This is a genomic window from Lysobacter sp. S4-A87, assembly GCF_022637455.1.
GTDB lineage: Bacteria > Pseudomonadota > Gammaproteobacteria > Xanthomonadales > Xanthomonadaceae > Lysobacter_J.
In genome coordinates this window covers 2541579-2560153 of record NZ_CP093341.1, presented here as the reverse complement: position 1 = coordinate 2560153, position 18575 = coordinate 2541579, and the positions used below count along the sequence as shown (strand labels likewise).

The window sequence follows — 18575 nt, the reverse complement described above, 5'->3', positions numbered from 1 at the left end:
GTCGTTCACATCGGCCCGCAAGACCGACCCGCGCGATCAGCGACGGACGGTCGAAATCCGCTTGCGCAGTCGCGCCAGGGCCGGTTCGGCGTAGGCGCGCAGGGCGCGGCGGTCTTCCTTGCTGAACGGGGATCCCTTGCCGCAGTGGTCGAGCAGCAGGGTCAGATCCTGGGCTTCGCCGAGGCGTTCGGTGGTGCGTTTGTCGAAGACGTCAGGCTCGGTCGCCGGAACGCTCACGCCCGCCGCTTCCAGCGCGCGCCGCTGCTGCGACGCGCGCCGGGCCCGGCGCCGCCAGCGGTGCCAGTCGCTGTCCCGGCCCTTCCGCAGGGCGATGTCGCGCGCGTTCTGGCTGCGGTCGTCGCTGTCGGCCAGGGCCATTCGCGCCGCAGATGGCGTCAGTCGCGCCCAGTCCAGCGCGGGCACCGCCGCCGCCAGCACCTCGATCAATCCGCGGCGCTGGCCCAGGCCCGGATCCATCGACAACTCCACTTCGGTGATGGCCATGCGGGCGACGACGGCATCGGCCCCAGCCTGGTCGAGCAGTTGCCGGGTCTCGCCCTTGCGCGAACGCTTGCGCAACCGCTCCAGCGTTTCCACCAGTGCATGCGCATCGCGCAGTCCGGACAGCCCGGTGTTGAGGTGCTTGATCTCGCGGTCGAGCAGCGCAACTCCCGGGCCGAGGATGCCGTCGCCCAGCGCAAGGGCTGCGCGCACGCGACGCAGGCCCTTGCGGGCACGGTGGATGCCTTCATGGATTTCGTCGCCGGGCTGGCCGAGCGCATCCAGGGCGGCGTCCAGCTCGGACAGCGCGTAGTCGCGCAGGTCCGGCCCCGGCGAGGGCATCGGCAATACGGGCATGGCGACGACCTTGCGGTCGACGGCAATGCTGGACGTTTCCGCGCTCGTGCCCATTGCGGCCTTGACCATCGGGTGCCCGGACCCCACCCATCGGATGTCCGGATAGTACGCTCGCCACATGCCCGAGTTGCCCGAAGTAGAAACCACCCGTCGCGGCCTGGCGCCGCACGTCGAAGGCCGTCGCGTGGTCACCGCCACCCTGCGCCGGCCCGACCTGCGCTGGCCGATCCCGGACGAGATCCGCCAGGTCCTGCCCGGCCAGCGCATCGAAGCGGTTCGCCGCCGCGCCAAGTACCTGTTGCTCGACACCGCCGCCGGCAGTGCACTGCTGCACCTGGGCATGTCGGGCAGCCTGCGGGTGCTGCCGGGCGACACCCCGGTGCGCGCCCACGACCACGTCGACCTGGCCCTGGACTCGGGCCAGGTGCTGCGCTTCAACGACCCGCGTCGCTTCGGCAGCCTGCTCTGGCAGGGGCCGGGCGAGACCCACGACCTGCTGGCGGGCCTGGGGCCGGAACCGCTGTCGGACGACTTCGACGGCGACTACCTGTTCGCGCTCAGCCGCGGCCGCAGCGCGCCGGTGAAGACCTTCCTGATGGACCAGAAGGTGGTGGTCGGGGTGGGCAACATCTACGTCGCCGAGGCCCTGTTCGCCGCCCGAGTTTCGCCGCTGCGGGCGGCTGGCAAGGTGTCGCGGGAGCGCTACCAGACACTGGTCGCACAGATCCGCCGCATCCTCGGCCACGCCATCGACCGCGGTGGCACGACGCTTCGCGACTTCATCAGTCCCGACGGTGCGCCGGGCTATTTCGAGCAGGAACTGTCGGCTTACGGCCGCGGTGGCGAGCCCTGCCCGCGTTGCGGCCGACCCTTGAAACACGCTGCAATCGGGCAGCGTGCGACGGTGTGGTGCGGAACTTGCCAGAAGTAGGCCCGCTCTCGTCATCCCCGCGAAGCCGGGGATGACCAATGGATGTGAAGGCCTTCGTGCACAGGCCAAAACAGCGAAACGCGCTATAGTCCGGCCACTGCGGAGGGGGCTCCCTATGGCCGAAACTGCCGATATCACATTGCTGCTGGATGCTGCACGTGAAGGCGACCGTGGCGCGTTGGACCGCGTCCTGGCCACCCTCTACCAGGAACTTCACACCATGGCTCGGCGCCAGCTCGCCGGCCAGCACGGGCAGACGCTCGACGCCACCGCGCTCGTGCACGAGGCCTATCTCAAGCTGATCGGCCGCCGTGAAGCGCAGTTCGACGATCGCGCGCATTTCTTCGCCTATGCCGCCTCCGCCATGCGTTCGGTGGTGGTCGATTACGCCCGCCAGCGCCTGGCGCAGAAGCGTGGCGGCGACCTGCACCGCGTCACCGAACTGCCCGACGATGTCGAAGGCGGACTGCGCCTGGACGAGGACACCCTCGGCCTGGACACCGCACTGACCAAGCTGGCCGCAGTCGATCCGCGCCTGGCCCAGGTGGTGGAACTTCGGTATTTCGCCGGCCTGTCGGAGCTGGAGATCGCCGCACTGCTGGAACGCTCCGAGCGCAGCATCCGTCGCGACTGGCAGAAGGCGCGGCTGTTCCTGCTGGCGTCGCTGAAAGACTCCTGAGGCCAGCCCAGGGGCAGCCCCGTGGACACCGAGCGCTGGCAACGGATATCACCGCTGCTCGACGCGCTGTTCGAGCTCGATGACCAGGCGCGCGAACAGCGCCTGCAACGCCTGCGCGAGGAAGACCCGGCGCTGGCCGACGAACTGCAGACGCTGATCACCCTCGACGAGCACCACGAGGATTTCCTTTCCGAACCGCTGATCGCCCCGCTCGCCGGCCTGCGCGCCGGTGCCGAGGTCGGTCCCTACAAACTCGAGCGAATGCTCGGCGAAGGCGGCATGGGCCAGGTGTGGCTGGCCGCGCGCGCCGACGGCCTCTACCAGCGCCGCGTCGCGCTCAAGCTGCTGCGGCCGGGCCTGGCCGACAGCAACCTGCGCGTGCGCTTCTCGCGCGAGCGGCAGATCCTGGCGCGGCTGGCGCATCCCCACATCGCGCGCCTGCTCGACGCCGGCGTCACCAGCGACGGCCTGCCCTATCTGGCGCTGGAGTTCGTCGAAGGCGAACCGATCACCGACTACTGCCGCAACCACCAGCTGCCGGTGGAGCAGCGGCTGCGGATGTTCCACCAGATCTGCGATGCGGTCAGCCACGCCCACGCCAACCTGATCGTCCACCGCGACCTCAAGCCGTCCAACATCCTGGTCACCCCCAGCGGCGACGTGCGCCTGCTCGACTTCGGCATCGCCAAGCTGCTCGACTCCGATGCGCCGATGATCGAGCAGACCCGCACCGGCGTGCGCGCCTTCACCCTGCACTACGCTGCGCCGGAACAGGTGCGCGGCGAGCCGGTCACGACGATGACCGACGTGTACGCACTGGGCGTGGTGCTGTTCGAACTGCTCACCGACACCAAGCCCTACCGCCTCAAGCGGCAGACCGACGCCGAGTGGGAAGAGGCGATCCTCGCCGCCGACCCGCAACGCCCCTCGCAGACGCTGCTGCACCGGAGCGAGGAAAGCGGCGCCGACGTCCACGCGCTGCGCCGCCAGGCGCGCATGCTCGCCGGCGACCTGGACAACATCGTCCTCAAGACGCTGTCCAAGCGCCCCGAACAACGCTATCCCTCGGTCGAGGCGCTGGCGCTGGACCTGACCCGTTACGAGGCCGGCCGACCGGTGCAGGCGCGACCGCAGAGCGTGGGGTACCGGTTCGGCAAATACCTGCGACGCCATCGCTGGTCGCTCGCCACCGGCGGACTGATCGCGATCGTGCTCAGCGCCGCGCTGGCGATCGTCGCCTGGCAGGGCCGGCAGGCCGTCGCCGAAGCCGGACGCGCGCAGGCGATGCAGGACTTCATGGTCGGCGTGTTCGAAAGTGCGCGCGGCACGCCGGAAGGCCAGGCGCTGGACCTGCGCGGCCTGCTCGACGGTTCGCTCGCGCGCGGCAACCGCGAGCTGGCGCGACAGCCGCGTGCGCGCGCCGAACTGCTGGGCGTGATCGCGCGCCTGCGCATGGGCCTGGGCGACTACCGCGAGGCGCTGGTGCTGTTGAACCGCCAGGCCGGCGTGTTGGCCAGCACCGATGACATTCCCGTCAGCCTGCAGATCGAATCGCTGACCCAGCGCGGACAGGCGCTGCGGTTGCTGGGCGAACCCAGCCAGTGCATCGACCTCATGCTGCCGGCGCTGACCATGGCGCGTCGCGAGCAGGCGCAGTTGCCGCCGCAGATCAGCGAATACTATTCGCAGTTCGGACGTTGCCGTCGCGACAACGGCGAACTGCAAGGCGCACGGCTGCTGTTCGAGCGTTCGCTGGCACTGCGTCGCGATGACCGCGACGAAGTCGGCACGGTCGAGAACCTGATCGACCTGGCCAACCTGCAGGCCGATGCCGGGCAGACCGGTGCCGCGCTGGACGGTTACGGCAAGGCACGCACGCAGCTGCGGCAGAAGGTCGGCGAACGGCACGCCCTGCTGGCCGAGATCGGCAGCCGCGTGGCATCGCTGCGACAAGGCCTGGGCCAGGTCGACGCCGCCGAACGCGAGGCCAGCGAGGCCTTCGCAATCGCGCTGGAGGTCTACGGCGCCCAGCATCCGGTGACGCTGTCGCTGCGCCGGCAGATGGCGATGCTGCACATCGACCAGGGCCACTATCGCCAGGCCGAGACCGAGCTGCGCGCGGCGATCGCCGCACTGCAACGGCGGTTGGCGCCCGAAACCGTCGACCCGGCGGAGACCCGCCGCGGCATGATCGAACTGGGCGGCCTGCAGCGCCGCCTCGGCCAGGTGGCCTGGGAACGCGGCGAGACCGCGACCGCGCTGACGGCATTGCAGCGCGCAGTAGTCATCGCGCGCAGGCAGAAGGACAACGCACACCTCGCCGACGCGCTGTACGACCAGGCCCGCGTGCTGCACGCGATGGGCCGCGACCGCGCAGCATTGAAGTCGATCCAGGAAGCGCGCGAACTGCGCCTGGCGCAGCTCGGCCCACGTCATCCGCTGCTGGGCGATACCGACCGCCTGCTGGGCCAGGTCGAGCTTGCGCTGGGGCAGCGCGAACAGGGCATGGCCCACCTCGCGCAAGCGGTCACGCTGACGCGCAGCGGCTATGGCGCCACCCATCCGCACACGCGCGAAGCCGAACTGGCCTTGGCGCGGCAACAGGCACTGGAAGGCGATGACAGCGCGCTGCTACGACTGGACGCCCTGGCCGGAATGCCGCACAACGATCTCGACCTGCGCCGCACGGCGTGGCGCGCGCAGGCGTACGCCGCGCAACTGCGCTGCCACGGACCGGACCGCGCGCCGGCGCTGGCGCGACTGGACACGCTGCAGGAGCAGTTGAAGACGGCGCAGCCCGATGGCGGGGCGATCCCGCGCGAGGTAGGGGCGATCGTTCGCGGCTGCGGCTGAAGCTAGCCCAGCTGCAGCGACGGCTGCACCGGCTCGATCGTGCCTTCGCCGCGCATGATCTTCTTGTACTCCGCGCGCGATACCGAGATGTAGCGGTCGTTGCCACCGATCTCGACCTGCGGCCCCTCGTGCACCGCACGGCCCTGGGCATCCACGCGAACCACCATCGTCGCCTTCTTGCCGCTGTGGCAGATGGTCTTGATCTCGGTCAGTTCGTCGGCCCAGGCGAGCAGGTACTGGCTGCCCTCGAACAGCTCGCCGCGAAAATCGGTGCGCAGGCCGTAGCAGAGCACCGGGATGCGCAGCGCATCGACCACCTCGCTCAACTGCCAGACCTGCGACCGGTTCAGGAACTGCGCCTCGTCCACCAGCACGCAATGCAACGGGCCGTGGGCGAGGATGTCGGAACGGACGATGGCTTCCAGGTCGTCGTTGCGCTCGAAGGCGATGCCATCGGCGCGCAGGCCGATACGCGAAGCCACCGTGCCGCTGCCGGCGCGATCGTCCAGGCGCGGGGTGAGGATCGCCACGCGCATGCCGCGCTCGCGGTAGTTGTGCGCCGACTGCAGCAGCGTCGTGGTCTTGCCGGCGTTCATCGCCGAATAATAGAAATAGAGCTTGGCCATGCGTGCAGTTTAAAGGCGGTCAGCGGCGCCTGGCACGCTCCGCTGCCGCACTCGCCCAGCGCTGGGCCACGGCCGGGGCAGTGATGCACACGGCCTCGTCGGTGACGGTGGTCACCGCGCGCTCGAGCAGCTGGATGTCGGCCTCGTGCTGGCGCGCCACGTGCGGATCCTCGAAGAAGATCGCGCGCTGGCAGCGACGCTCCAGCACCAGGTCGGCGATCTGGGCGTCGCCGCCCATTGGGCCGCTCTGGTAGCGATGCACCCACGAGCGGCCCTGCGGCCAGCCGCGGCTCCAGGCCAGCTCGTTAAGGCGCTGCCCGGTGGTGCCGGTGGCGACGCGGCGGGCGAAGCGCGAGAGCAGGTCGAAGTTCTCGGCGGCGAAGGCCATCATTTGCGGCTTCATCGCATCGTGGGCGATCAGCGCCATCGTCTGCCCCTCGAAATCGTGCAGGCGATCGGCGGAGGGGTCCGGGAGCAGGCCGGCGCGAATCCGCTCCGCCTCGACCCAGTCGCGGGCCGAGGCCACCGTGGTGATGAAGGGCTTGCCGTGGATGACGCACTGGCGCTTGAGCGCGGCCGCCTCCGGAAACACCGAGGACGGATCGACCGGATCGATCAGGTAGATCGCGCCGTCGAGCGTGCGTTCGTCATGGTCGACCCCCACCACTTCCGCCACCAGCTTCATCAGGCCCCCCTCGCGGCCATAGGGATAGCGGCGCAGGCCCGGGTAGCCGGCGAGCATGCCGGCGGCGGTGATCGCGTCGAAGGTGCGTCCGACCACGTGCAGGCTGACCTGCATCTCGCGGATTCCGGATTCGCAGGCGCGCAGCCAGCGGAACAGCGCCGCGTCCTCACTGAGATGGTGCAGACGGTTGGCGGCCAGACCAAGGCGCATGGGTGTTCCCCCTGAATGAACGGAGCCAGCTTATCGGCGACCGCAGGGCGGTCGCCAGCAAGCTGGCTCCTACATTAAGGAGGTTTTCGAATGAGCGGTGGTCTGGGCGGTGGTCAGTTCCTGGGCTTGTCGCGCGCCGGCGCCATCGGACCGACGCCGACGCTGCCTGCGTCGGTGGAACCCAGCTCGGCGTCCTGCGCCTGCCAGTAGGAGACGTTCGCGGTGCGATCGGCGGCGTAGAACTGCTCGCCCTTGGTGCCTTCCACCGTCTGCATCCACGCGGCCAGCAGGGCCGGCGTGGTGTTTCCGAACGAACCATTGGGCGGGCCGCCCTGGAAGATGTCGATCGTCTGGTTGCGATAACCCACGTGGCTGCCGGTCATGTCGCGGGTGAAACGGCGGATTTCGACGTCCGCGCGCGGACGGGCGACGCCGTCGCCGTATTTCGCGTAGTACTCCGGGCCCTGTTCCTGCACCTGGTGCTGCTGTTCCGGCGTCAGGCCTGCCCACATCTTCTCGCGGATAACCAGCAGCCGGTTGACGCCGCGTTCAGCCGCCAGGTCGCTCCAGATATAGGCGCGCACCGGATCGGCCGGCACGCCCTGTCCGTACCAGTACATCAGGCTGAGGTAGTGCTGCGAATGTTTGTCGGCGTAGGACGCGGCATTCTCGAAGCGCTGGACGGCCTCGTCGTAGTGCCCGGACAGGTAGGACTTGAGCCCGTTCAGGCGCCAGGTCTCGTTGGGATGGCCCTGTGCGGACTTGAGCTGGGCGTCGACCTGCATGTAGGTGGCGGTGACGAGCTTGAGCGGTTCCTCGGCGAGGGCCGGGACGACCAGCAGCGACAGCACCGCGCCCGTCCACCAGGCCTTGCTGCGAGCGGAAAGGGTTGCCATGGCGATTCCTCCATACACGGAGTGCAGGGTGCGGCCATTGCCGCCATCGGCCGCCTGAAGCGGCACCTGGATGATATCGCGCGGCGCCACCTGCGCCCCCCGGTGACGAAATACGCGCAATGGCGGCACAAAGCGCCAGCGGCGGGGGGTGTTTGCGGCACAATACGTCGCCGCAACCGCGGCAGCAAACATCCTTCAATGCACGGTCTGAATCCCCCTCAACGCGCTGCCGTCCTCCACACCGACGGCCCCTTGCTGGTGCTCGCAGGCGCGGGCAGCGGCAAGACCCGCGTCATCGTCGAGAAGATTGCGCACCTGATCGCATCCGGGCGGATGCCGGCCAAGCGCATCGCCGCGATCACCTTCACCAACAAGTCGGCGAAGGAGATGAAGGAGCGCGTCGCCAAGCGCATCAAGGGCGATGCCGCCGAAGGCCTGACCGTGTGCACCTTCCACGCGCTGGGACTGCGCTTTTTGCAGATCGACCACGCCAAGGTCGGGCTGCGTCGCGGCTTCTCGGTGTTCGACAGCGACGACAGCGCCGCGCAGATCAAGGACCTGCTGCCGCCCGGCAGCAAGAACGACGTCATCGACAACGCGCGCAATCTCATATCGCGCGCGAAGAACGCCGGACTCTCGCCCGACGAGGCGCTGGCCGCGTCGCAGAGCCCGCGCGAGATGGAGGCGGCGCTGCTGTACCAGCGCTACCAGGCACGTCTTTCCACCTTCAACGCAGTGGACTTCGACGACCTGATCCGCCTGCCGGTGCAGATCCTGGAAGCCGAGGAAGACGTGCGCCTGGCCTGGCGCGAGCGCATCGGCTACCTGCTCGTCGACGAGTGCCAGGACACCAATGACGCACAGTACCGCCTGTTGAAGGCATTGGCCGGCGACAAGGGACTGTTCACCTGCGTGGGCGACGACGACCAGTCGATCTACGCCTGGCGCGGTGCCAACCCTGACAACCTTCTCAACCTGGGCAAGGACTACCCGGCGCTGCAGATCATCAAGCTCGAGCAGAACTACCGCTGCTCCAACCGCGTGCTGCGCACCGCCAACGCGCTGATCGCGCACAATCCGCACGAACATCCCAAGACGCTGTGGAGCGACCAGGCCGACGGCGAGCGCATCCGCGTCTGGGAGTGCCGCGACAACGCCCACGAGGCGGAGAAGGTCGCCGCCGAGATCCACTTCCTCGCCGCCGCCAAGCAGGCGCCGTGGAGCGACTTCTGCATCCTGTTCCGCGGCAACCACCAGAGCCGCGCGCTGGAGAAGGCGCTGCAGCTGTTGCGCGTGCCGTATCACCTGTCGGGCGGAACTGCGTTCCTCGAACGCGGTGAAGTGAAGGACGCGCTGTCATGGCTCCGCCTGATCGCCAATCCCGATGACGATGCGGCGTTCCTGCGCGCGGTGCAGTCGCCCAAGCGCGAAGTCGGCGCGACCACGCTGTCCAAGCTCGCCGAGATGGCGCAGCACGCCGGCATGCCGATGTCGCGCGCGGCCGAACAGATCGGCATGCTCAAGCAGTTGGCCCCGCGCGCCGGCAACGCGCTCGACGGCTTCGTCAACATCATCCGGCACCTTCGCGGCGAGGCATTCAAGATTCCTCCGTCCGAGCTGGTGCGCGTGCTGGCCGAGAAGAGCGGCCTGCTCGCCGCGATCCGCGCCCAATGCAAGGACGAGGCCAGCTTCCAGCGCCGCAAGGAGAACCTGGAAGAGCTGGCCGACTGGTTCGACGGCGGCAAGAATTCCGGCCCCGGCGAACTGGCCGCGCAGCTGGCGCTTCTGTCGCACGCCGACAAGGGCGACGCCGGCAACCAGGTGCGGCTGATGTCGCTGCACGGCGCCAAGGGCCTGGAGTTCCGCTACGTCTTCATCGTCGGCATGGAAGACGGCACGCTGCCGCACGAGATGGCGCTGGAGGAAGGCAGCCTGGAAGAAGAGCGGCGCCTGCTCTACGTCGGCATCACCCGCGCCAAGGAGCAGCTGTGGCTGTCGCACTCGCGCGAAACGCAGCGCTGGGGCGACAAGATCCGCCTGCAGCCGAGCCGCTTCTTCGAGGAGCTGCCGGCGGCCGAAGTCCAGCGCGACGGCGCCGACCCGGTGGCCGATGCCGCGCGCAAGCAGGAGCGCGCCGTGGCCGGGTTCGCCGCGATCAAGGCGCTGCTGGCGGAGTAGCGATAACCGCCGACGACTCCGTGACCAAAGCCGGGCCGGACGACATCTGGCCGTCGTTCAAGGCCGCCATGGCCAGCGGCGAGTTCGAGCGCATCGAACCCTGGCTGCGCCCGGACGTGGAGGTCTACCGCGACGATGACACCTTGTCGATCGGCGGTCGCTGCAGCACGCTACCGCCTGTACGAGGTGGCATTCCGCGAACCGCCGTCTCCGTCACCGCCGCCAATCATCCACGCCTCTGCCGTGCCCGAGACCACCCGTTCCCCCTGAAGCACTCCATGCACCCCATGCAGCTGCAACGAATCCACCACGTCGCCATCATCTGCGCCGACTACACGCGCTCCAGGCACTTCTATACCCAGGTGCTCGGTCTGCGCGTGCTGGCCGAAGTGCATCGCCACGCGCGCGACTCGTGGAAGCTCGACCTGGCCCTGCCCGATGGCGGCCAGCTCGAACTGTTCTCCTTTCCTTCGCCGCCGCCGCGACCGTCCTACCCCGAGGCCCGCGGCCTGCGCCATCTCGCCTTCGAGGTGGCCGATGTCGCTGCCGCCGCCGAGGAGCTGCAGGCACAGGGCATCGCCGTGGAGCCGATACGCATTGACGAGTACACCGGTCGGCGATTCACCTTCTTCGCCGATCCGGACGAACTGCCGATCGAACTGTACGAAGCACCCTGAGCCTGCCGCCCTGCGGCGTTGACGCGGAGGGAGTGCAGGCGCGTAGCATCGGCGCCATCGGGCCCGGTGATGGGGCCGGGAACCAGAGACCGGGGACGCCCATGCTGTCGACGCTCGCAGTAGTCGTCGTGTTCCTGCTTATGCTGGCGTGGCTGGTTCGCGCCTCCAGGCGCTGGACGTCGTCCGGCAATGACGGCGGCTGGGATGCGGGTTACCAGACGCCCCTGACTTCCGATGGCGGCAGTTGCAGCCCGGAGGACGAGCGCGAAGCGTCGTGCGATTCGGACTCGGACCCAGATTCGGACACCGGTTCGGACGGTGGCGACTGCAGCAGCGACGGCGGCAGCGACTGACTGCCACGATGCGCATCACCGACGCCACCTGCATGCGGGGGCGCGTTCAAGCCGGCCTTCCCTCGGCGACGGTCGCTGCGGCACGATGGAGGGCCCGCCCTGCGAACCACTACATGGACCTCGTCCTGCGCCCGGCACACGCCGGCGATCACCCTGCGATCCTGGCGTTGAACCTCGCCTCCGAGGAAATGCTCAGCCCGCTCGATGCGCCGCGTCTGGTCCAGCTCGACGGGCAGTCGGCCTATCACCGCGTGCTGTGCGAGGGCGACCGCGTCGTCGCCTTCCTGCTCGCCTTCCGCGAAGGCGCGCAGTACGACAGCCCCAACTACATGTGGTTCGCCGGTCGCTACACGCGTTTCCTCTATATCGATCGCGTCGTGGTCGCCGAATCGCACCAGGGCCGCGGCCTGGGCGCCAGGCTTTACCGCGACCTGTTCGACTTCGCCCGCGGCGGCGGCGTCGAAGCGGTGACGTGCGAGTTCTACACGCGGCCGCCGAACGAGGCATCGCGCCGCTTCCATGCCGGCTTCGGCTTCCGCGAAGTGGGGCAGCAATGGGTCGCCGACGGCCGCAAGCAGGTCTCGCTGCAGGTCGCCACGCCCTGACGGCAGCCTGTCATGGCGCCTGCGCCGGCCTCGGCTACACTCGCCGCCCGACCAGAACACCTGCGACCGCAATGAACCAGCGCGCCCTCACCCTGTCCGCCCTCGCCTGCGCACTCGCGCTGGCCGCCTGCCAGCGCGCGCCCGCGCCCGAGCCCAAGACCGAGGGAGCCGCTCCGGCGCCGACCACCGCTGTCGCGACGTCCAAGCCGGCCGCAGTGGCTGCCGACGACAACCTCAATGCCGTGCTGTGGATGCAGGCCTCGGCCGAGTACCAGGCAGCCGCCACCACCGTGTACCGGGCCGCGGCCGACAAGCTGGCCGTTGCGCTGGCGCAGAAGAACTGGGACGCACTGGTGCCGGACGAGCGCGGCAATGCCGCCACCGGTTTGAAGCCGGCGGTCATCATGGACGTCGACGAAACCGTGCTCGACAACTCGCCCTACCAGGCGCGCCTGGTGCGCGACGGAAAGGCTTACGACGAAGTCAGCTGGGATGCGTGGGTCGCCGAGAAGAAGGCCAAGCCGGTGCCCGGCGTGGTCGAGTTCGCCAAGGCCGCTGCGGCCAAGGGCGTGACCATCCTGTATCTGTCCAACCGCGCCGTGCACCTGAAGGACGCGACCATCGCCAACCTCAAGGCGGTCGGCATGCCGGTGAAGGACGACAGCGTGTTCCTCGGCCTGGGCACCGTCGTCGACGGCTGCGAGCAGAACGGAAGTGAGAAGAACTGCCGCCGCCAGCTGGCGGGCCAGCAGTACCGCGTGCTGATGCAGTTCGGCGACCAGCTGGGCGATTTCGTCCAGGTCGTGGCCAACACGCGCGAAGGTCGCTCGCAGTTGCTCGACGAATACGGCGACTGGTTCGGCGAACGCTGGTGGATGCTGCCCAACCCGAGCTACGGCTCGTGGGAGCCGGCGACGTTCAACAACGACTGGTCGCAGTCGCTGGAAGCGCGGCGCGAGGCGAAGCGGGCAGCGCTGGACGTGGCGCCGTAACGCCGTCGGGCCGGTTGCTGGCGCATTGCAGCACCAGGTCGCCACGTTAAATCAATAGGTTACGTCGCGTTTCTTCAGGTGTTGCTTTAAGTTTGGAGGGCGGTTAGTCTGCCCTCCGACCGGCGCGAGCCGGAGCCATGCCACAACTCGACGTCCTCCGGTGCAAGCCGGATTTGAAGGAGGCCCATGGCCTCCTTTTTCTTTTGGGTTGCCGCCCTGCGTGGATCAGCGGGGACGGATCGCGCCGAAGTCGACGCGGGTCTGTCCACGCACGGTGACATCGATCGATCGACTTGCTGCCCCTCCCTCCAACGACCAGGGCAACGGCAGGTTGTCTGGCACGATGGTGACAGTGTGCGCACCGGCGGCGACACGCGGGAACTCAAACTCACCACGACTGTCGGTGCGCACGGCATAACGGTTGTCGAGCAGCACGGTCACGTTGGCAGCCGCCAGTTCCGACGCGGAGCGTTGTCCATCGGCGTTGTCGTCCAGGTACACGCTGCCGCGCAAGCCGCCCGCGGCAGCGCCCGGACGGCCGCCCAGCACGCTCTGCGACCTGCCCGCGTGCCAGTCATAGCGCAATGTCAGGAACACCGAACGGTCGCGCGGCTGATTGATGAACTGGTTGTCCGGCACCAGCGGATCGAGCACGAATGGCGAGATCCGCGAGCCTTCGCTCTGGTAGACCGAGGCAAGCAAGGACCAGCGCGGTCGAATGCGCCAGTTCAGTGAAACATTGAGGTCGAGACCCCGGAAGCCATCCGGACCATCTGCGTCGGCCCAGCGCGCCGAACCATCGAGGCTGAGCCGCTCGCCAAGATCTACCGCGCCGTAGGCGGCCAGCAGCAGGCTGCGCGTCGTGGCCTTGTCGTCATAGGACAGTGCGCCGTATCCGACCGAGGTCGACAGGCGACTGCCCTGGCGCAAGGGCCAGGCCTGATCGAGGTTGATCTGCCAGCTGCGGTTGCCTTCGTTTTCAGCCTGATCGAACTGCAGTCGCGTATCGCCCGCGTCCGAGCGGTTGTCCATGAAGAACTGCATCGAGTGCGAACGGTCATCGTGGCCGCGCAAAAGGCTCAGGCTGCCGCCGTAGCCGAAGTTCGTGCTGACCTGATAGCGGGCGTAGTTGGTTGCATACAGGCCACTGAAGCCGCTTCCGTCGATCGAGTGGACGGCGTCCAGGCCACCGCTCCACATCCACCGACCGTACTGGTAGGTGCCGCGGTAGTAGCCGCCTTCAACGTCGCTGCTGATCGGCAGATCGCCCCAGGACAGTTCAGGCTCGAGACGGAACACGCCGTAGTTGTGGTTCATGCGGCCGCGACGTGAATTGGCATCGACCCACACGCCTTGTGCGTTTCCGGCATCAGCGTCGCTGGCCAGGAGGTTGAGCTGGGCCATGTCGCGCTCTCCGCGCCATGCGGTCGCTGCGTAAGCGGCATACGTCTCGGCGGGTACCAGCGACGGGTCACCCTGCTCATCCGGGACGAGACGGCCATCGGTCCCCAGGAACGACACTGCGCCACTGAGCTGCGGCGACCAGTCGTGCTGGACGCCGAAGCTGGCGACGTTGCCGTCCGCCAGATCGAAGCCAAGCATTCTTGTCCCGGTGAAGTTGCCGGCACGCCCATAGGCTGCCTGCACCTGCCATCCGTCCAGGGCAATCCAGTCGGTGCTGGCGCCGGCGAAAGCCACGGTAGGCAGGATGAAGCGGTATTGGCTGCGCTGGAGACCCAGCGTGGGGGTGTTGAGGACGCCCAGCCCGTTGCTGCCGAGCCAGCCGCCGTCGAGGAACAGGTTGCGCTGCCACACCGAAGCGCTGCCACTCCAGCCACCGTCGCTTGCGATACCGCCGTCGTCCCTGAAGATCGTCGCGTCCACGGAGTACGTGCCGTACGCAGCCGACTCCCAGAATCCACCGCCCGAGACACCCTTCTCTTCAAAACTTTCGTCGCCCTGCGAGTTGCGACTGTAGTCGAGCTGGAACCACGTCGAACGCGGCAATCCGTCCAGGTTGGTCAGCTCGTCCTCGTCTTCCGACAATGGCGCGAGCTGACTGCTCGATATGATCCTGTCCTGATAGGGCGTGGGCGAGTTGGGCGACGCTTCCTGCGCCCACGCCGAAACACCAGCGAGCGCTGCCACGACGCCGGCGGCAAGCGCCAGCGGAATCGGGCGACGTCGCGACGTCATTTTGCGAACGTGGAGTCGATGTCGACGAACGACTCGTCGATATCCATGCGCTCCTTGCCTGACTCCAACCGGCCCTTGAGATGGACAGGGTAGGTCAGCTTCGGCGGAGCCGACTGGTCATCGTCGGCGCGCGGCGTGAGCGCCACGTCGCGAGTCTCGCCGGGCAGGATTGGAAGGTTGGCAGGTTCAAAGATCGCGTGTCGGCCGGTTGCGTCGGTGCCATCGATCAGCCCCGTCACGCGGCCATGCGCGTTGCCGTTGTTGCGCACGCGCACGACCGGCAGCACGCGCCCTTCGACCTTCTTGACGCCACGCTCGACGATTTCGAGCTTCGGCATCGCATCGCCGGTCGCGAGGTAGACGATGACGCCGATCCTGCCGGCCACCGGAACCGCGACGGATCCCTTGGCCGCCTGGGGATCGCCGGAAATCATGATGGCGAACCGGCATTCGCCTGTCGGGGCGTCGGCCGGAACGGCAACTTCGAAGCGATAGCGCCGCTTGCCTGCCGGTGCAAGCGTGATGTCGGCCGCTTCCAGCCCGACCCAGGGGCGGCAGCTGTTCGGCGCCAGGCCGTCGCTGAAGTCGACCGACCCGTCCGGCTTCAGGGTCCAGTCGGCCGTCGCAACCGAGAAGTGCGCGCTCTCGCCCGATACGTTGTTGATTTCGACGACATCGCGATAGGTTGTGCCGGCGCGCGCGCTGGCTTCGAACCGCGGCGGTGAAACCAGCGCGGCGAAGCCTTGCGCCTTCGCCGGCGCGTGCATGCCGAGAAGGGCGCACGCAGCGACAACGGGCAGCAGTGTCTTGTTGAGGCGGGACAACGTCATGCTCATTCCACGTCTATTTCGAAGCTGAAGTTGAGTTGCTCGGTTCGCGTGAGATAGCGACCGTCTGCATCGATCTGCAGGTACAAGGTGTCCTCGATTCGATCGTCGGTGATCGGACCGGAGTGGACGAGCGTGCGCTCGCCCGAACGAAGCGTGCCTGGAAGCAGGCGCCCACGCGTGGTCCAGTTGGCCGTGACCTGGCCAAAGGATTGCGCCGGGAGAATCATGTAGATGCGCCCCTGGCGCCCCTTCCACTGCGCCACATCCAGACGGACCAGCACGGTGATATCCCCCGACATCACCTGCCGGCGCCCTGGTTCGGGAGTCGGCGTGTCCCAGCGCATCTGGACGGTATTGCCAATGACCTCGCTCGCACTGTCATCGACGCGATACGTCGCCGCCGAAGCAGCCGGCACGATCAGTGCGCAGGCGAGTGCAGTCATCAGGTTGGAGCGAATGGCCTTCATGGCGTCGTCAGTGTGTAGGTGACACGACCGGTATAGGTTCCGGCCGCATAGATGGCAGCATTGGCGAAACGGAACGACATGCAGGTCTCCCGCCAGGTGTTGGCCGGGAAGCTGGCCACGACCTGCGACGCTGCGCCGGTGAAGGCCGAATCCGTGATCGGTTCGCCGGTGATGTCGCCATCGGGCCCGTTGCTGCTCGTGGTCCAGCTGATCTGGGTGAACGGAATGGTCTCGCCGGAAGGCGTCCGAAGCGGCGTGGTGATCGCGACGGTCAGCGATGCCGCGCCGGTCGATGAGTTGCGGCGATAGAAGCCGCCCACGTAGATCTGGCCGGCATTGCAGAACAGATATCCGTCGTAGTGACTGTTCATCTGACTGGCGTTGCCGGACATCTGCTGCGAAGTGCCGTTGCCGAGCACGTTGGCCGGCACGGCGACGGATACGACGTTGACCGTTCCGAAGTCCGCAGGCGTACCGCCGTTGTTGTAGTTGCCGCCGGTGATGGCGCCATCGCCAACGCGCAGGTAGGCCGCGCGGCCATTCTGCGGCGTGATGTTCACAACGTAGGCCTGCGCTGCGCAGGCCCACCCGGCAAGCAGCAGCGCGGCAATCAGTCGGATCAAGGTCGGCATGGCGGTTTCAGTCCCGTCCACCGTGCCGGCGATGCCGGCACGGCTGCGAGTCATCAGCTCGGTTACGGGTTCGACGCGGTGTAGGTCACGCGGCCGTTGTTGACGCCGGCGCCACCGTACGAGCCCGCTGCTGCGAAGGCAGTGTTGGCGTAGTTGTAGGTCCAGGTCGCGGTCTGGTTTACCACCTTGTTGGTGGCGGTCAGCGTGATTGCGGTACCGGCGCCATCAGCCAGGGCCGGAGCCGGCAGCGACGTGTTGCTGGTGGTGGTCGCGATCTGGGTGAAGGACAGGGTCTCAGCGGCAGTGCCGTTGTTCATCGCGCCGACGGTCGTGGCGTTCAGCTTGATGTCGCCGACGTTGCCCTTGACGGTCGCGCCCACGCCGCTGGCGCCGCTGGTGCCACCGGTCGCGGCAATGCCCGCACCGCCGGCACCGAGGTTTGCGGCCGGGACGGTGAAGGTGAGCATGTCGACGGCCGTGTTGTCGGCCAGGTTGGTACCGGTGCCGACCTGCAGGAACAGGACGCGCGGGATCACCACCTGGAAGTCGAGCTTGGCGCTCGCGGTGATGCTGCCGCTGGTGTTGGTGTTGAAATCGGACTCAGCATTGGCGGCGAAGGGGAGCACCGCCAGCAGGGCGGCAGCGGACAGGGACTGCAACTTGTTCATTTTGAAAACTCCGGGCTAGCGTTGCTTCCCGGCGGAAATACCGGGTTAGTGCCTAGAAAGCAGAAAGTGTGCCAACGGTCGCAGAACCAGCTTGAAGACGTGAAAACGGTGTTAAGACCACCCGATTCGACAAAGCTGAACGAGATTCCAGTCACACTTTTGAGCGTGCTGAGTCAAAAGTGACAATCGGCGTCACCTTGTGTCCTCATAATTTATGAATAGGAGAATTCCCCGCTGAAATCTGGATTCGGGACGTCGTCGCTTGCCCCTGACCCGGCCCCCGGCCAAGATTCGGACCCAGCGACAGGGGAACCGCACCGCATGCCATTGATCCGACGCGCCACTGCCGCGCTGCTTCTGGTTGCCGCGGTGGCGGTGACCGGCTGCGAGCGAACGCAGGCGCCGGTGGCCGCGCCCACCCCGACCGAACCGGCCCAGGCGGTCGAGCAGTTGATTGCCGACCTGCGCGGCAACGACTTCGTTGCCTGGTCCCGGCACTCCGTCCCGCCCGCACTCCATGCCCGGATCGACCAGGCCTGGAACGAGGGCCGCACGCGCTGGCCGCTGACCGAGCTGCCGCTCGACGATCGCCTGCCCGCCTTCATCACCGCCCTGGCCGCGCCCGGTGCGGAGAAGCAGTTGCTGACCACCTACAACCGCCAGTTCTCCGGCGCCGGCGCCGAGTTGCGCTCGGCCGCCTCGACCCTGGGCCTGTTCGCGACCCAGTACCTGCGCAAGGAAGGCGACTACAGCGCCGACGAGCGCGCCCACTACGCGCAACTGGTCGCGGCGCTGAGCCGCTGGGGCCAGAAGGCGCCGTTGGGTGATCCGCAGCGCGCGCGTCGCGCGATCCCGCAGCTGGTCGCGGCGGCACGCCAGACCGGGCTGGCCGGCGGCCCCGACACGTTCCGCCAGCTCGGCATGCGCCGCAGCCTCCAGCGGTTCGGTCCGTTCTACGCCCGCTTCAAGCAGGTCCTGGGGACCTACGGCCTCGACGTCGACGCCGACCTGGCCGGCGCGAAGGCGACGCTGATCGAACAGGACGGCGACCGCGCCCGGGTACGGCTGGACTACACCCTGGCCGGACAGAAGATCCAGGCGCAGCTGGCGGTCGAACGCCACGACGGGCACTGGTACCTCAGCGACGCCCTTCGCCATGCCCAGACCGAGGCGTCGGCACCCGCAGCGGCGCCCGAGGCGGCAGACCCGGACGCGCAGCCGACCCGCTGAACGCGGTTT

The 18575-nt window shown here is 67.9% G+C and carries 18 protein-coding genes; 9 read left to right on the top strand and 9 right to left on the bottom strand.

The features are described 5' to 3' along the window. Positions 1-36: 36 nt before the first annotated feature. On the bottom strand, positions 37-927 hold the full coding sequence (locus tag MNR01_RS11495; RefSeq protein WP_241917938.1) for a CHAD domain-containing protein: 891 nt from the start codon (positions 925-927) through the stop codon (positions 37-39). Between the two features lie 49 nt (positions 928-976). Between MNR01_RS11495 and mutM the strand changes: the two genes are divergently transcribed. The 3 genes from mutM (at position 977) to MNR01_RS11480 (ending at position 5321) form a co-directional block, all read left to right on the top strand. Next, the gene (mutM, locus tag MNR01_RS11490; RefSeq protein ID WP_241917937.1) at positions 977-1789 is read left to right on the top strand and encodes a bifunctional DNA-formamidopyrimidine glycosylase/DNA-(apurinic or apyrimidinic site) lyase; all 813 of its coding nucleotides are present in this window, start codon (positions 977-979) and stop codon (positions 1787-1789) included. 115 nt (positions 1790-1904) lie between these two features. Continuing rightward, the gene (locus tag MNR01_RS11485) at positions 1905-2468 is read left to right on the top strand and encodes an ECF-type sigma factor (RefSeq protein ID WP_158731879.1); all 564 of its coding nucleotides are present in this window, start codon (positions 1905-1907) and stop codon (positions 2466-2468) included. 21 nt (positions 2469-2489) lie between these two features. Next, positions 2490-5321 carry a serine/threonine-protein kinase gene (locus MNR01_RS11480; RefSeq protein ID WP_241917936.1) on the top strand — a complete coding sequence of 944 codons (2832 nt, stop codon included), beginning with the start codon at positions 2490-2492 and terminating at the stop codon, positions 5319-5321. A gap of 2 nt (positions 5322-5323) precedes the next feature. On the opposite strand, the gene MNR01_RS11475 is transcribed toward MNR01_RS11480, so the two are convergent. From MNR01_RS11475 to MNR01_RS11465, 3 genes are all read right to left on the bottom strand, one after another. Beyond that, positions 5324-5947 carry a thymidine kinase gene (locus MNR01_RS11475; RefSeq protein ID WP_241917935.1) on the bottom strand — a complete coding sequence of 208 codons (624 nt, stop codon included), beginning with the start codon at positions 5945-5947 and terminating at the stop codon, positions 5324-5326. Between the two features lie 19 nt (positions 5948-5966). Next, positions 5967-6842 carry a methylglyoxal synthase gene (locus tag MNR01_RS11470; RefSeq protein WP_241917934.1) on the bottom strand — a complete coding sequence of 292 codons (876 nt, stop codon included), beginning with the start codon at positions 6840-6842 and terminating at the stop codon, positions 5967-5969. Positions 6843-6955: 113 nt separating this feature from the next. Beyond that, positions 6956-7738, bottom strand: a complete 783-nt coding sequence (locus MNR01_RS11465) for an SEL1-like repeat protein (RefSeq protein WP_241917933.1) — start codon at positions 7736-7738, stop codon at positions 6956-6958. Between the two features lie 198 nt (positions 7739-7936). Here MNR01_RS11465 and MNR01_RS11460 point away from each other — a divergent pair, with 198 nt between their 5' ends. From MNR01_RS11460 to MNR01_RS11440, 5 genes are all read left to right on the top strand, one after another. Beyond that, on the top strand, positions 7937-9916 hold the full coding sequence (locus tag MNR01_RS11460) for a UvrD-helicase domain-containing protein (RefSeq protein ID WP_241917932.1): 1980 nt from the start codon (positions 7937-7939) through the stop codon (positions 9914-9916). Positions 9917-10203: 287 nt separating this feature from the next. After that, positions 10204-10593 carry a VOC family protein gene (locus MNR01_RS11455; RefSeq protein ID WP_241920597.1) on the top strand — a complete coding sequence of 130 codons (390 nt, stop codon included), beginning with the start codon at positions 10204-10206 and terminating at the stop codon, positions 10591-10593. Between the two features lie 101 nt (positions 10594-10694). Beyond that, the gene (locus tag MNR01_RS11450; RefSeq protein ID WP_241917931.1) at positions 10695-10946 is read left to right on the top strand and encodes a hypothetical protein; all 252 of its coding nucleotides are present in this window, start codon (positions 10695-10697) and stop codon (positions 10944-10946) included. Positions 10947-11059: 113 nt separating this feature from the next. Continuing rightward, the gene (locus tag MNR01_RS11445) at positions 11060-11551 is read left to right on the top strand and encodes a GNAT family N-acetyltransferase (protein ID WP_241917930.1); all 492 of its coding nucleotides are present in this window, start codon (positions 11060-11062) and stop codon (positions 11549-11551) included. 71 nt (positions 11552-11622) lie between these two features. Continuing rightward, the gene (locus MNR01_RS11440; protein ID WP_241917929.1) at positions 11623-12543 is read left to right on the top strand and encodes a 5'-nucleotidase, lipoprotein e(P4) family; all 921 of its coding nucleotides are present in this window, start codon (positions 11623-11625) and stop codon (positions 12541-12543) included. A gap of 225 nt (positions 12544-12768) precedes the next feature. On the opposite strand, the gene MNR01_RS11435 is transcribed toward MNR01_RS11440, so the two are convergent. The 5 genes from MNR01_RS11435 to MNR01_RS11415 all read right to left on the bottom strand — a co-directional run bounded on the left by MNR01_RS11435 (position 12769) and on the right by MNR01_RS11415 (position 17336). Continuing rightward, a complete protein-coding gene (locus tag MNR01_RS11435; protein WP_241917928.1) occupies positions 12769-14739 on the bottom strand; it encodes a carboxypeptidase-like regulatory domain-containing protein in 1971 nt (656 codons plus the stop codon). Further along, entirely contained in the window at positions 14736-15569 is an 834-nt protein-coding gene (locus tag MNR01_RS11430) for a hypothetical protein (RefSeq protein ID WP_241917927.1), read from the bottom strand. Before MNR01_RS11430 ends, MNR01_RS11435 begins: the two co-directional genes overlap by 4 nt. A gap of 2 nt (positions 15570-15571) precedes the next feature. After that, positions 15572-16036, bottom strand: a complete 465-nt coding sequence (locus tag MNR01_RS11425; RefSeq protein WP_241917926.1) for a hypothetical protein — start codon at positions 16034-16036, stop codon at positions 15572-15574. Then, the gene (locus MNR01_RS11420; protein WP_241917925.1) at positions 16033-16668 is read right to left on the bottom strand and encodes a hypothetical protein; all 636 of its coding nucleotides are present in this window, start codon (positions 16666-16668) and stop codon (positions 16033-16035) included. The genes MNR01_RS11425 and MNR01_RS11420 overlap by 4 nt, the downstream gene beginning before the upstream one ends. 62 nt (positions 16669-16730) lie before the next feature. Continuing rightward, entirely contained in the window at positions 16731-17336 is a 606-nt protein-coding gene (locus tag MNR01_RS11415) for a hypothetical protein (protein ID WP_241917924.1), read from the bottom strand. Positions 17337-17657: 321 nt separating this feature from the next. On the opposite strand from MNR01_RS11415, the gene MNR01_RS11410 reads away from it, so the two are divergent. Then, positions 17658-18566 (top strand): hypothetical protein, encoded by a 909-nt coding sequence (locus MNR01_RS11410; protein ID WP_241917923.1) that lies wholly within the window; start codon positions 17658-17660, stop codon positions 18564-18566. Positions 18567-18575 lie beyond the last annotated feature (9 nt).